The organism is Aeromonas sp. Prich7-2 (assembly GCF_017939255.1).
GTDB classification, from domain to species: Bacteria; Pseudomonadota; Gammaproteobacteria; order Enterobacterales; family Aeromonadaceae; genus Aeromonas; species Aeromonas caviae.
Window position 1 is genome coordinate 30,695 of record NZ_JAGKRI010000373.1, and the last position, 12,964, is coordinate 43,658.

The following is a 12,964-nucleotide window of genomic DNA, read 5'->3' on the forward strand; positions in this document are numbered from 1 at the left end:
CAGAGCAAAGATGTATTGCGCATGAACAAGGAGGCTCAAGGCGTTGCAGAGGGCGCCTGCTCCTGTTCTTTACCCTGTCTGGCGATCCGCGTCGGCGAGAAGCCGAACTGCTTTCTAAACGCCGTAATGAAATTGGCCACATGGTCATAGCCGGCGTGGGCGGCGGCCCCTTGCAGAGAGAGGCTGCGCGCCTCCAGCCTGGCCCGCGCTTCTTGCAGCTTTCGCTGGCGAAGGTAGCGCTGCAGGCTCATGCCCAGCTCTTTTTTTGCGGCCCGCTGCAAGGTGGAGACGCTCATGCCGAGGGTGGCCGCGATCTCGGTCAGGGTCATCTCGTCCACTTTTTCATCCCTGAGCAGCATCTTGAGGCGCGTCGGTTGCTCGTTCTGGCGCTGGCAACAGGAGGAGGCGGCCTGCTGGAGGTGGGTCATCAGGCTCTCCCATACACTGAGGGCAAAGGCCTTGCGCATCAGCATCTCGGAGGCGTTCTGGCTGCTGGTGAGATTGAGCGCTTCCGCAATCTGTCCAAGGGCAGCTGGCAGGGTCCAGTCGACGCGGCTCAGGTGGCGGCTGAAGGTCTGTGCGAAAGCCTTGCGATGCGCCTGTGCCAGATTGTGGGCGAGCCAGGTGTGGTCCAGGGAGAGGACGATGCTGCGGCTGCGCACCTGGGCTTTGGCCGCCCCCTGCACGATGTCGGGCTCGGTATAGAGGATGGCGGTTGCCACTATGGGGTCGGACTCATGGAAGCGGCACCCCTTGAGCCTGTGAGTGGCGCCATAGGTCATCAGGGCACGGCTCTCGAGAGGAATGGCGATGATCAACTGCGGCGGCAACTCCCGCTCGGTGGCGAAGTCTGCCTTGTGAACGATGTCCTTGTTGTGAAAGCGAAGACCCTCCTGGATCACCAGGTTCTCCACCCTGCCGGTGAAACGGCCTCGCTGGCGTGCGCTGGTGTCCCTTGCCACTGTGTCAGTCATGTGCAATTTGACCATGTCGAAGAGTGAAATGACCACACCGCAAAACTGCGGCGGAAGATGGAGTGATATATTAGCCCCCGGAAAATTAAATGAAAATGATTATCATCTCTATCTTGGGGTCACTGTTACTATGGTTGTCTTGAAGGATAAAGCGCGAAGCCCGCTGGCTCTGGCCATCTCTGCCGCTCTGGCCGTCACCTTTGCCGCCCCGGCAGGGGCACACACACCGGACATCAAGCCGGACGAAACCCTGGTCGTCTATGGCAATCCACTCTACGGGATGTCGCCGTCGGAGGAGACGGGAGGCTATGGGGTCGACTCGGCCACCGTCGGCACCAAGACGCCGGCGGCCCTCAAAGACATCCCCCAGTCGATCACCGTGTTGACCAACGACTACATCGAGGAGCGCAACTTCGTGGCGGTGGACGATCTGGCCAAGTTCACGCCGGGTCTGCGCACCCTGGTCAACGACAGCGGCCGCTCCTCCATCTTCTCCCGCGGCTATGAATACGACGAGGTGAACCTCAACGGCCTGCCATCGCCCATGCAGAGCAAGTACGGCACCCTGCCGTCGCTGGCGGCGGTGGATCGGGTGGAGATCATGCGGGGCCCCTCCGGCCTCTTCAACAGCATCAGCGAGCTGGGGGGCGTGATCAACATGGTGCTCAAGCGTCCGACCGACGCCTTCAAGGGCTCGGTCACGGCGCGCTATGGCAGCTGGGACAGGCATTACCTGGAGGCGGACATGGGGGGCGCACTCAACGACGAGGGTTCCCTGCGCGGTCGCGTCGTGGTGGCCAACGCCGACATCAAGAACCAGGTGGACTACAACAACAACGACAACGGTACCTACTACGGCACCCTGGAGTTCGATCTCTCGGATCGCACCCGCCTCTCCGTCTACGCCCTGCACCAGACCAAGGACATCCTGCCCACCAACGGCCTGCCGGCGTACAAGGACGGCTCCCTGCTCGACATCGGCCGCAGCACCTACCTGGGGTCGGCTGAAGACTTCTTCGACGCCGACACCACGGATGTAGGGGCCTCGCTGCAGCACGCCTTCGCCAACGGCGGGGTGGGTCAGGTCTCGGCCCGCTACATGGATCACGACATGCGGCTGGAGCAGACCTTCACCAACGGCCCCATGGACGCGGCGGGCAACACCGGGCTGATGTTCAACGGCCAGGGGAACCAGCAGAAGAACATGGCCTTCGATGCCAACTACAGCCAGATGTTCGATCTGTTGGGGCACAAGAGCGAGTTTGTGCTGGGCTCCGACTACAAGCGCTACGAGTCGGACATCCAGACCTACACCAACCGCAACCTCGGCAAGATCAATGTGTTCGATTTCGACCCGACCCGGGTCGCCAAGCCGGACTACAGCTACACCAAGAATGATCATGAGGAGCAGTCGGAGCTCGGTCTGTACGGCAAGGTGACCTGGCGTCTGTTGGAGCCGCTCTCGGTGATCACCGGGGGCCGCGTCTCCTGGTACGATCTGGATGCCGTCAGCACGACCCTGAGTTCCGGAGTCCAGAGCGGCGAGTCCGGTACGTTCAACGGCAAGCTCACCCCCTACGCGGGGGCCGTCTATGACCTGAGCGACGAACACGCCTGGTATGCCAGCTACTCCAAGGTGTTCAAGCCCCAGACCAGCCAGGACGAGAGCGGCAACCTGCTCAAGCCCCGGGAGGGCAGCCAGTGGGAAACCGGCATCAAGTCCTCGCTGCGTGACGGCCTGCTCAACACCCGGGCGACCCTCTTCCTGATGAAGGACGACAACATCGCGGCCCAGGCCTACGACGATCAGGGCATCGCCATCACCAACACCTACTGGGCGACCGGCAAGGTGGAGACGCAAGGGGTGGAGCTGGAGGCGAGCGGCTATCTCAGCCAGAACTGGATGGTGATGGCCGGCTATACCTTGACCGACATCGAGGAGAAGGCGGGGGATCACAACCCGAAATTCGACACCATCCCCCGTCACGCCCTCTCCCTCTGGACCGACTACCACTTGGCCGACTGGGTGCAGGGGCTGCACCTCGGGGCAGGCATGACGGCGGTGAGCGACTACGGCTTCAACCAGAAGGGGGTCGAGACCCATCAGGGGGGCTATGCCCTGTTCGATGCGGCGGTGCGTTACGAGATCAACGACAGAATGCAGGCGACCCTGAACCTCTACAACCTGCTCGACCGGGAGTACTTCTACCGGGTCGGCTCCACCAGCACCTTCAACATGTACGGCGAGCCGGCGAACCTGATGGCAGGCTTCACCTACAAGCTGTAACGACCGACGACAGCAGGGCCTGCGGGCCCTGCTGTCGTCTCTGTGCGCCGCCCTACGAGGGATCCCCAAGGCTGGCGACACAATCCTGGTTCATCCAATGACAAGACTCATCATCCTGCTGCTCACCATGATCACACTCTCTTCTGCCCAGGCAGACATGCTCCACTACGCCCAGCGCTTCACCCACCATTCGGCCCTGCTGGGGGAGACGCGGCAATACAGCGTCTCCCTGCCCCAGGAATATGAACGCGAGCCCGGGGCTCGGTTCCCCGTGCTCTATCTGCTCGACGGGGAGAAGAGTTTGCTGGAGGTTGTCGGCATCACCCGGGCCCTGCGGGCCGGGCTCAATCCGGCGATTCCCCCCCTCATCATCGTCGCGGTGCACAACACCGACCGGATGCGGGATTACACCCCGAGCCACACCATGACCTTGCCCAATGGGGCACCGGCGGGGCCCGGCTATGCCGTGACGGGGGGCGGGCCCCGGTTCCTGCGCTATCTGAGTGAGGAACTGCGCCCCCTCATCGAGGAGAGGTTTCGGACCCAGGCGCCGGCCCTGCTGGTGGGTCACTCCCTCGGCGGCCTGCTGGCGTTCGATGCACAGGCGCAAGACGGCGGCCAGTTCCAGGGGGGGATCGCCATCGACGCCAGCCTCTGGTTCGACTATCCCCGCAATTACGAGCGCATCGCGTCGGAGTTGACCGGGCCGCTCAAGCACGCCTCCTCGCTGTTTATCGCGGTGGCCAACAACCCCTTCACCCCGGGATTCGGGCGCTCGGCGTTTCACCGGGATCGCCTGCAGCAGTTTGCGCGGCGGGTAGTGGGGGCACCCGGCGCAAACCTGTACGTCACCAGCCGCTACTTCGAGGAGGAGGATCATCACAGCGTCTATCACCCCGCCGTCTATCAGGGACTCCAGTGGTTGTTTCAGGGCTACCGGCTGGATCTGGCGCCCGGGCACTTGAGCCGACAGGGGGTGATCGCCCGCTTTGATGCCCTGAACCGCCACCTCGGCAGCGCACTGCGCCCGGAGCTGGGGAGCCTGCGGGACATCAGGGAGAAGGCCGCGCGCTGGCCGCAGATGGCGATCCCCGTGGACGAGGCCGATGCCCTGCTGGCCCACTACTACGGGTCGAAGCCGTGAAAGCCGATATTTTTGCCTGTGTCTGGAATCGTCACAACGGCGCCGGAGACGGGTGTCGGTCCGGCGCCATCCCTGGGTAGACTGCCGAAACGAGGGGCGCCGGGTCGGTGCCCCGACAGAGGCAGGGAGTGAGCGATGGCGGTTGCAGGAAAGAGGGGAGGCATGCTGGCCCTGTGGTGCAGCGCACTCCTGATGTCTGGGTGCAGTGGGTTTGCGCCTACGCCCATTCCCGTCACCTATCTGAGTCAGGATCCGCCCCCAGGCTGGCTGCCCCTTGGGGAGACCGCTTATGTGGATGACGGTCGCTGCCCACCAGGGCAGGTCAAGCGGCTCATCGGCGGGGACGCGAAGCACAATGTGCCAAGAAAGGTGGAGTGTGTGGCAAGACCGCAATGATGATGTGATTTTCACAGCCTGAAACATCCAAAAAAAGTGCCCTGAGGCAGTCGCCTTGGGGCTCTTTTCGTCTGGCTGGCCTGGTCGGTGTGATGCCGCAGCGGGCTAGAAGGCATCTCCAGGGACCCGCACCCAGCCTTCCATCAGGATGCGGGCGGAGCGGGACATCACTGCCTTGGTGACCGTCCACTGTCCCGCTACCTGCTCTGCCTGGGCTCCGACTCTCAGGGTGCCGGAGGGGTGACCAAAGCGCACCGCTTCGCGCTCGCCGCCCCCGGCGGCCAGATTGACGAGGGTGCCGGGAATGGCCGCCGCCGTGCCGATGGCCACGGCGCAGGTGCCCATCATGGCGTGGTGCAGCTTGCCCATGGAGAGGGCCCGCACCAGCAGATCGATCTCGCCGGCAATAATCTCCTTGCCGCTGGCGGTGCGGTAATCCTTGGCGGGTGCGACGAAGGCAATTTTCGGGGTGTGCTGGCGAGTAGCCGCCTCTTCGGGGCGCTTGATGAGCCCCATGCGCAGGGCACCGGCAACCCGGATCGCCTCGAAACGGGCGAGCGCTTTCGGGTCTGTGTTGATCGCCTCGCGCAGCTCGGTGCCCTCATAACCGATGTCCTCGGCGTTGACGAACACCGTGGGGATGCCGGCGCTGATCAGGGTGGCTTTCAGTACGCCGCTCTTTACAACAGACGCGGGTACCTCCAGATCGTCCACCAGATTGCCGGTGGGGAAGAGGGCGCCGCCGTCTTCACCCTCGTCGGACGGGTCGAGAAACTCCAGCACGATCTCGGCGGCGGGGAAGGTCACCCCGTCCAGCTCGAAATCGCCTGTCTCCTGCACCTGGCCGTTTGTCACCGGCACGTGGGCGAGGATGGTCTTGCCGATATTGGCCTGCCAGATCCGCACCTCACAGGTGCCGTGCTCCGGGATGCGGGACGGGTCCACCAGGCCGGCGTGGATGGCGAAGGCCCCGGCGCCGGTGGAGAGGTTGCCGCAGTTGCCGCTCCAGTCCACGAATGCCTTGTCGATGGCGACCTGGCCGTAGAGGTAGTCCACATCGTGATCGGGTTGCTGGCTTTTGGAGAGGATCACGCACTTGGCTGTGGAGGAGGTGGCCCCCCCCATGCCGTCCATGTGGGCGCCGTAGGGGTCGGGGCTGCCGATGACCCGCAGGAAGAGGGCATCCCGTGCCGGGCCCGGCTGCTGGCAGCGCTCGGGCAGGTCAGATAAGCGAAAGAAGATCCCCTTGCTGGTGCCGCCACGAACGTAGGTGGCCGGGATTTTTACTTGTGGTATGTGGGCCATAGAGAGTGTCCTAAAAAGAGTCATGGATCCTGCTCCCTCTGGGAGAAGGTGCCCGAAGGGCGGATAAGGGGGATGTCCCCTCACCCCAACCCTCTCTCAAAGGGAGAGGGTGCCTTATGCCTTCCCCTTTTTCAAAGGGGCGGAGCGGGGTTGCGATTTAGCTCACGGCCTTTTGCGCGGTCGACGCCAGGAAGTCCTGGGCGAAGCGTTGCAGCACGCCGCCCGCCTCATAGACCGAGACCTCCTCGGCGGTGTCGAGGCGGCAGGTCATGGGCACCTGGATCACTTCGCCGCTGCGACGGCGGATCACCAGAGTGAGATCGGTGCGCGGCTGGCGTGCTCCCACCACGTCATAGGTCTCGGTGCCATCGAGGCCCAGCGTGAGGCGGGTGGTGCCCGGTTTGAACTCGAGCGGCAGCACCCCCATGCCGATGAGGTTGGTGCGGTGAATGCGCTCGAAGCCTTCCGCCGCGATCACCTCCACCCCGGCAAGGCGCACCCCCTTGGCCGCCCAGTCCCGGGACGAGCCCTGACCGTAGTCGGCACCGGCCACGATGATGAGGGGCTGCTTGCGTGCCATGTAGGTCTCGATGGCTTCCCACATCCGCATCACTTTGCCATCCGGCTCGACGCGGGCGAGGGACCCCTTCTGCACCACGCCGTTCACCACCGCCATCTCGTTGACCAGCTGGGGGTTGGCGAAGGTGGCGCGCTGGGCGGTCAGGTGATCGCCGCGGTGGGTGGCGTAGGAGTTGAAGTCCTCCTCCGGCAGGCCCATCTTCGCCAGGTATTCCCCCGCCGCGCTGCCGGGCAGGATGGCGTTGGAAGGGGAGAGGTGGTCTGTGGTGATGTTGTCCGGCAACAGCGCCAGGGGCCGCATGCCGCGCAGGGTGCGCTCGCCCGCCAGTGCCCCCTCCCAGTAAGGCGGGCGACGGATATAGGTGCTCTGCGCACGCCAGTCGTACAGGGGCGTCACCTTGGGACCCTGATCCTCTTCCTGGGTGAACATGGGGATATAGACCTGGCGGAACTGGGACGGCTTGACCGACGCCTTGACCACGGCGTCGATCTCTTCATCAGACGGCCAGATATCCTTGAGGCGAATTTCCTTGCCGTCCACCACCCCCAGCACATCTTTTTCAATGTCGAAACGGATGGTGCCGGCGATGGCGTAGGCCACCACCAGGGGTGGCGAGGCGAGAAACGCCTGCTTGGCATAGGGATGGATGCGGCCGTCGAAGTTGCGGTTGCCCGAGAGCACCGCCGTGGCGTAGAGGTCCCGCTCGATGATCTCCTGCTGGATGGCGGGATCCAGGGCACCGGACATGCCGTTGCAGGTGGTGCAGGCAAACGCCACGACGCCGAAGCCGAGCCGCTCAAGTTCCTCGTCCAGTCCCGCCTCTTTCAAGTAGAGGGCGACTGTCTTGGAGCCGGGGGCGAGGGAGGATTTGACCCAGGGCTTGCGCACCAGACCGAGCCGGTTGGCGTTGCGGGCCAACAGGCCTGCGGCAATCACGTTGCGCGGGTTGCTGGTGTTGGTGCAACTGGTGATGGCGGCGATGATGACGGCGCCATCGGGCAAGAGGCCGTCAGCCTCCTGGGCACGGGCCTTGTCCAAATCCACGGCGATTCCGCGCTCCGCCAGGGCGGAGATCGGCAGGCGACGGTGGGGATTGGAGGGGCCCGCCAGGGTGCGCACCACGCTCGACAAGTCAAAGTGCAGCACCCGCTCGTACTGGGCGCTCGCCAGGGCATCGGCCCAGAGACCGGCCTCCCTGGCATAGGTTTCCACCAGCCTGACCTGCTCGTCGTCACGGCCAGTGAGCTTGAGGTAGTCGATGGTCTGCTGGTCGATGAAGAACATGGCCGCGGTAGCGCCATACTCCGGCGCCATGTTGGAGATGGTGGCCCGATCGCCGAGGGTGAGGGCGGCGGCCCCCTCGCCACGAAACTCCAGGTAGGCGCCGACTACCTTCTGCTGGCGCAGGAATTCGGTGAGGGAGAGCACCAGATCGGTGGCGGTGATGCCGGGTTGCGGCTTGCCGGAGAGCTCCACGCCGACGATCGAAGGCAGCCGCATCCAGGAGGCGCGCCCCAGCATCACATTCTCGGCCTCTAGCCCACCCACCCCCACCGCGATGACGCCCAGGGCATCCACGTGGGGGGTGTGGCTGTCGGTGCCGACGCAGGTGTCCGGGTAGGCAATACCGCGGTCCGCGTGGATGACGGGGGACATCTTCTCCAGGTTGATCTGGTGCATGATGCCGTTGCCTGGCGGGATCACCTCGATGTTCTTGAACGCCTGCTTGGTCCAGTCGATGAAGTGGAAGCGATCCTCGTTGCGGCGATCCTCGATGGCGCGGTTCTTCTCGAACGCATCGGGGTCGAAGCCGCCGCACTCCACGGCGAGGGAATGATCGACGATGAGCTGTACCGGCACGACCGGGTTCACCTGGGCGGGATCGCCCCCCTGATCGGCGATGGCGTCGCGAAGGCCAGCGAGGTCCACCAGGGCGGTCTGCCCCAGGATGTCGTGGCAGACCACCCGGGCCGGGAACCAGGGAAAGTCGCGATCGCGCTTGTTGTGCACTATCTGGCCGAGGCACTCGCCGAGGATGGCCGGATCGCATTTGCGAACCAGGTTCTCGGCGTGGACGCGGGCGGTGTAGGAGAGCCTGTCCCAGGCGCCGGGGGCGATGGCGTTCACCGCCTCCCGGGCGTCGAAGTAGTCAAGCTGTGTGCCGGGCAGGGGCTTGCGATATTGCGTGTTGATCATCACTTGCGCTCCTTGAGCGGCACGAACTGGAGATCCTCCGGGCCGACGTAGTTGGCGCTCGGGCGGATGATCTTGCCGTCGATGCGTTGCTCGATGACATGGGCCGACCAGCCTGAGGTGCGGGCGATGACGAACAGCGGGGTGAACATGGCGGTGGGCACCCCCATCATGTGGTAGCTGACGGCGCTGAACCAGTCGAGGTTCGGGAACATCTTCTTGGCCTCCCACATGGTGGACTCCAGCCGCTCGGCGATGTCGAACATCTTGGTGTTGTGCTGCTCCTGGCTGAGCTCGCGCGCCACCTCCTTGATCACCTTGTTGCGGGGATCGGAGACGGTGTAGACCGGGTGGCCGAAGCCGATGACCACCTCCTTCTTCTCGATGCGGGCGCGAATGTCGGCCTCCGCCTCGTCCGGGTTCTCGTAGCGCTTCTGGATCTCGAAAGCCACCTCGTTGGCGCCCCCGTGCTTGGGCCCGCGCAGGGCACCGATGGCTCCCGTGATGCAGGAGTACATGTCCGAGCCGGTGCCGGCGATGACGCGGCCGGTGAAGGTGGAGGCGTTGAACTCGTGCTCGGCGTAGAGGATGAGGGAGGTGTGCATGGCGCGAACCCAGGAGTCGCGTGGCTTGTGCCCGTGCAGCAGGTGCAGGAAGTGGCCGCCGATGGAGTCGTCGTCGGTCTCCACATGGATGCGTTTACCGTTGTGACTGAAGTGGTACCAGTAGAGCAACACGGAGCCGAGACAGGCCATCAGCTTGTCGGCGATGTCGCGGGCGCCCGGGTGGTTGTGATCGTCCTTCTCCGGCGACAGGCACCCCAGCACGGAGACGGCGGTGCGCATCACGTCCATGGGGTGGGCGGAGGGAGGCAACTGCTCCAGGGCGGTCCTGACCCCGGTGGGCAGGCCGCGCAGGGCCTTGAGCTTGGCCTTGTAGGCGGCGAGCTCCGCCACATTGGGCAGGTGGCCGTGCACCAGCAGGTGGGCTATCTCTTCAAACTCGCAGCTGGTGGCTACGTCCAGGATGTCGTAGCCACGGTAGTGCAGATCGTTGCCGCTGAGGCCCACGGTGCACAGGGCGGTATTGCCGGCGGCGGTGCCGGAAAGGGCGACGGATTTCTTCGGCTTGAAGCCGGTGGTTTCGGGCAGGGCGCTCATCACATGTTTCCTCATTCAGTCCGTTGATGCGCCAGCCGCCAGCATAAGGCGGCCGGTCGCCGTCTTATTCCTTGGTCGAAAGATCCTGGGTGAACAGCCTGTCCAGGGTCTGCTCGTAGTGGTGGTAACCGAGAAAATCGTAGAGGGACTCCCGGGTCTGCATGGTGTCGACCACGGCGCGCTGGTGGCCGTCGCGGCGAAGCGTCTGATAGACGTTGAGGGCGGCCTGGTTGGCGGCGCGGGCGGCGCTCAGGGGGTAGAGCACCATGTCCACGCCGTGGGCGGCGAGCGCCTCCTTGTCAAACAGCTCGGTCTTGCCGAACTCGGTCATGTTGGCGAGGATCGGCACCCCGGCCGCCTGCCTGAAACGGTCGTACTGCTCGAGCTCGGTGACCGCTTCGGCGAAGATCATGTCGGCGCCCGCCTCCACATAGGCGGCGGCGCGCTCCAGGGCCGAGCCCAGCCCTTCCACCGACAGGGCGTCGGTGCGGGCCATGATGACGAAACTCTCGTCCTGGCGGGCATCCACCGCCGCCTTGATCCTGTCCACCATCTCGGTGACGCTGACCACGGCCTTGTTGGGCCTGTGGCCGCAACGCTTCTGGGCCACCTGATCTTCCATGTGGACGGCGGCCACACCGCCGCGCTCGAAGGCGCGGATGGTGCGGGCGATGTTGAAGGCGCCCCCCCAGCCGGTGTCGATGTCCACCAAGAGTGGCACCTGGGTGGCGGCAGTGATGCGTTCGGCATCGATGAGCACGTCATTCATGGAAGTCATGCCGAGATCCGGCAGGCCATAGGAGGCGTTCGCCACCCCGGCGCCGGAGAGATAGAGGGCCTGGAAGCCGCTGCGCTCGGCCATCAGCGCCATGTAGGCATTGATGGTGCCGACTATCTGCAGGGGCTTTTCGTTGGCCAGGGCCGTGCGAAAACGCTTGCCGGCCGAGGGGGAGAGGTTGGACATGGTGACTCCTTTCATGGGGTGCGTGTCTGCTGGATGTGTAGGGTGAAAGGCATCATCTCACACTACGTTTACGTTAACGTCAATTATGCTTAGGTCCAAGGTCGTATCAAGTGTGCTCTCCCCTGACGGGCCCCTGGTAACACCAGTAACACAGACTCGTTGGAACCATTTTTTGGTGTGATGCATCGTGTGGGAGAGAGGTGAACCTGGGAAAATGCCGAGTGTTTTTTGGCCAAACCTGGTCTTTTGGGGTCATAATCTTGCGCGGCGTCAAACAGGATGCAAATTGTGTCTCAGCCATCCTCCCCGACTGGGTCTCTGCGTTGCTTGCCCGTAGGCGTTTGGCTACGCTCAGTGGGTGATCAAACAAGGGGTGTGCGCCATGAAGAAAAGCCAGGTTCATCTCATCGACGAAGAGGTGGATTTTCCTGCTAATGAACAGCTGGTCTCTACTACGGACCTGCAGGGTGTGATCACCTACGCCAATGATCACTTCTGCCGGGTAGCGGGGTACAGCCGGGCTGAGCTCATCGGCCAGCACCACAACATGGTTCGCCACCCGGACATGCCCAAGGCTGCCTTTGCTGACCTCTGGGGCAAGCTCAAGCAGGGCAAACCCTGGCGCGGCATGGTGAAAAACCGCTGCAAGGATGGGCGTTACTATTGGGTGGATGCCTATGTCACCCCTATCTTCGAGCAGGGGCGGATCAATGGCTACCAGTCGGTCCGCAGTCGCGCCGCGCCGGAGATGAAAGCCGTGGCCGGGCGCACCTATGCCAGATTGAAGAGCGTGGAGCGGGGGGAGCGAAAGGGCGGATTGAGCCTGCGCCCGATGCGCCACGGGCTGGCCATCATCGGTGTCTTGCTGATGCTGGCAGGGGGGGCCTATCTGATGGGGCCCTGGGGGCCGTTGTTCACCCTGTTGCCTCTCTTGTGGCTGGCCCTGATCTATCGTGACACCCTCATCACTACCCCCCGTTATCTGCGACAGCTCGCGGACGAATATGACAGCCTGACCCGGCTCATCTATTCGGGGGAGGATGCCAGTGCCATTGCAGACTTCCACATCAAGCTGTTGCAGGCCAGGATCCGCACCGTCCTTGGACGAGTGGACGATGCGACCCTCTCCCTGCAGGATCTCGCGGTGCATCTGAAAACAGCCTCCAGCGAGGCGAGCGCCGACATCGCCGAACAGGATGTCCAGACCCAGCAGGTGGCGACGGCCATCACCGAGATGGCGGCGACAGCCCACGAGATTGCCCGCAATATCCTGGAGACGGACAACCAGATAGCCCAGGCCAAGGCGCACTGCCAACACACCGATCAGCAGCTGGAAGATACCCAGCACAGGGTGACGGAGCTGGCCACCCAGGCAGAGCATGCCTTCACGGCCGCCGTGGCACTGGCGGAGGAGTCGGACCGCATCGGTGTGCTGATGAGCGAGATCCAGGGCATTGCGGATCAGACCAATCTGCTGGCGCTCAACGCCGCCATCGAGGCGGCGCGGGCAGGGGAGCAGGGGCGAGGCTTTGCGGTGGTGGCGGACGAGGTGCGAACCCTCTCCACGCGCACCCACAAGGCGACCGAGCAGATCCAGAGCAGCATAGGCCAGATCCAGCGTACCCTGAACGGCTGGAAGGGCATGATGCAGCAGAACCTGCAACAGACCCAATCCTGCGTGACCCTGACCCGCCAGGGATCAGAGAGCCTGCATCAGGTGCTGGCGGAAATAGAACGGGTGGTGGACCTCTCGGCCCAGATCTCGACGGCGGCAGAGGAGCAGCAGGTGGTGGTGGAGGACATCAGCCGCAACGTCAACGCCATCTCCCAGCACTCCCACACCAACAGCAACAAGATGCAGGACATGGACGCCTCGAGCGACATCCTGCTCACCAAGGCTCGCCAGCTCAAATCCCTGGGGCAGACCTTCGGGTAAGAGCGGTCAGACTCATGCAATGCAG

8 protein-coding genes are annotated in these 12,964 nt (G+C 63.9%); 3 read left to right on the top strand and 5 right to left on the bottom strand.

Annotated features, from left to right (window positions below; all coding sequences use genetic code 11):
* Window positions 1–35 precede the first annotated feature (35 nt).
* Window positions 36–974, bottom strand: coding sequence for an AraC family transcriptional regulator (locus J9892_RS24035; RefSeq protein ID WP_234823592.1), 939 nt, complete (start codon window positions 972–974; stop codon window positions 36–38).
* A gap of 130 nt (window positions 975–1,104) precedes the next feature.
* Here J9892_RS24035 and J9892_RS24040 point away from each other — a divergent pair, with 130 nt between their 5' ends.
* Together J9892_RS24040 and J9892_RS24045 are read left to right on the top strand one after the other, a co-directional pair.
* Window positions 1,105–3,261 (top strand): TonB-dependent siderophore receptor, encoded by a 2,157-nt coding sequence (locus J9892_RS24040; RefSeq protein WP_246876748.1) that lies wholly within the window; start codon window positions 1,105–1,107, stop codon window positions 3,259–3,261.
* Window positions 3,262–3,358: 97 nt separating this feature from the next.
* Window positions 3,359–4,405 carry an alpha/beta hydrolase-fold protein gene (locus tag J9892_RS24045; RefSeq protein WP_210539162.1) on the top strand — a complete coding sequence of 349 codons (1,047 nt, stop codon included), beginning with the start codon at window positions 3,359–3,361 and terminating at the stop codon, window positions 4,403–4,405.
* A gap of 501 nt (window positions 4,406–4,906) precedes the next feature.
* Here the strand turns inward: J9892_RS24045 and prpF are convergent.
* From prpF to prpB, 4 genes are all read right to left on the bottom strand, one after another.
* Window positions 4,907–6,106 (bottom strand): 2-methylaconitate cis-trans isomerase PrpF, encoded by a 1,200-nt coding sequence (gene prpF / locus J9892_RS24050; protein WP_210539163.1) that lies wholly within the window; start codon window positions 6,104–6,106, stop codon window positions 4,907–4,909.
* A gap of 157 nt (window positions 6,107–6,263) precedes the next feature.
* Window positions 6,264–8,882: a Fe/S-dependent 2-methylisocitrate dehydratase AcnD gene (acnD, locus tag J9892_RS24055; RefSeq protein ID WP_210539164.1), complete on the bottom strand. Its 2,619-nt coding sequence runs from the start codon at window positions 8,880–8,882 to the stop codon at window positions 6,264–6,266.
* Window positions 8,882–10,039: a 2-methylcitrate synthase gene (gene prpC / locus J9892_RS24060; protein ID WP_010675128.1), complete on the bottom strand. Its 1,158-nt coding sequence runs from the start codon at window positions 10,037–10,039 to the stop codon at window positions 8,882–8,884. The genes acnD and prpC overlap by 1 nt, the downstream gene beginning before the upstream one ends.
* A 64-nt stretch (window positions 10,040–10,103) precedes the next feature.
* Window positions 10,104–11,003 carry a methylisocitrate lyase gene (prpB, locus tag J9892_RS24065; RefSeq protein ID WP_210539165.1) on the bottom strand — a complete coding sequence of 300 codons (900 nt, stop codon included), beginning with the start codon at window positions 11,001–11,003 and terminating at the stop codon, window positions 10,104–10,106.
* Window positions 11,004–11,385: 382 nt separating this feature from the next.
* Between prpB and J9892_RS24070 the strand changes: the two genes are divergently transcribed.
* Entirely contained in the window at window positions 11,386–12,939 is a 1,554-nt protein-coding gene (locus tag J9892_RS24070) for a PAS domain-containing methyl-accepting chemotaxis protein (protein ID WP_210539166.1), read from the top strand.
* The last annotated feature ends 25 nt before the right edge of the window (window positions 12,940–12,964 follow it).

Bases quoted from the DNA above. Each gene is read 5' to 3' on its own strand.
- J9892_RS24045 (WP_210539162.1), top strand. From the start codon at position 3,359: ATGACAAGACTCATCATCCTGCTGCTCACCATGATCACACTCTCTTCT.
- prpB (WP_210539165.1), bottom strand. From the start codon at position 11,003: ATGTCCAACCTCTCCCCCTCGGCCGGCAAGCGTTTTCGCACGGCCCTG.
- J9892_RS24070 (WP_210539166.1), top strand. From the start codon at position 11,386: ATGAAGAAAAGCCAGGTTCATCTCATCGACGAAGAGGTGGATTTTCCT.
- prpC (WP_010675128.1), bottom strand. From the start codon at position 10,039: ATGAGCGCCCTGCCCGAAACCACCGGCTTCAAGCCGAAGAAATCCGTC.
- prpF (WP_210539163.1), bottom strand. From the start codon at position 6,106: ATGGCCCACATACCACAAGTAAAAATCCCGGCCACCTACGTTCGTGGC.
- acnD (WP_210539164.1), bottom strand. From the start codon at position 8,882: ATGATCAACACGCAATATCGCAAGCCCCTGCCCGGCACACAGCTTGAC.
- J9892_RS24040 (WP_246876748.1), top strand. From the start codon at position 1,105: ATGGTTGTCTTGAAGGATAAAGCGCGAAGCCCGCTGGCTCTGGCCATC.
- J9892_RS24035 (WP_234823592.1), bottom strand. From the start codon at position 974: ATGACTGACACAGTGGCAAGGGACACCAGCGCACGCCAGCGAGGCCGT.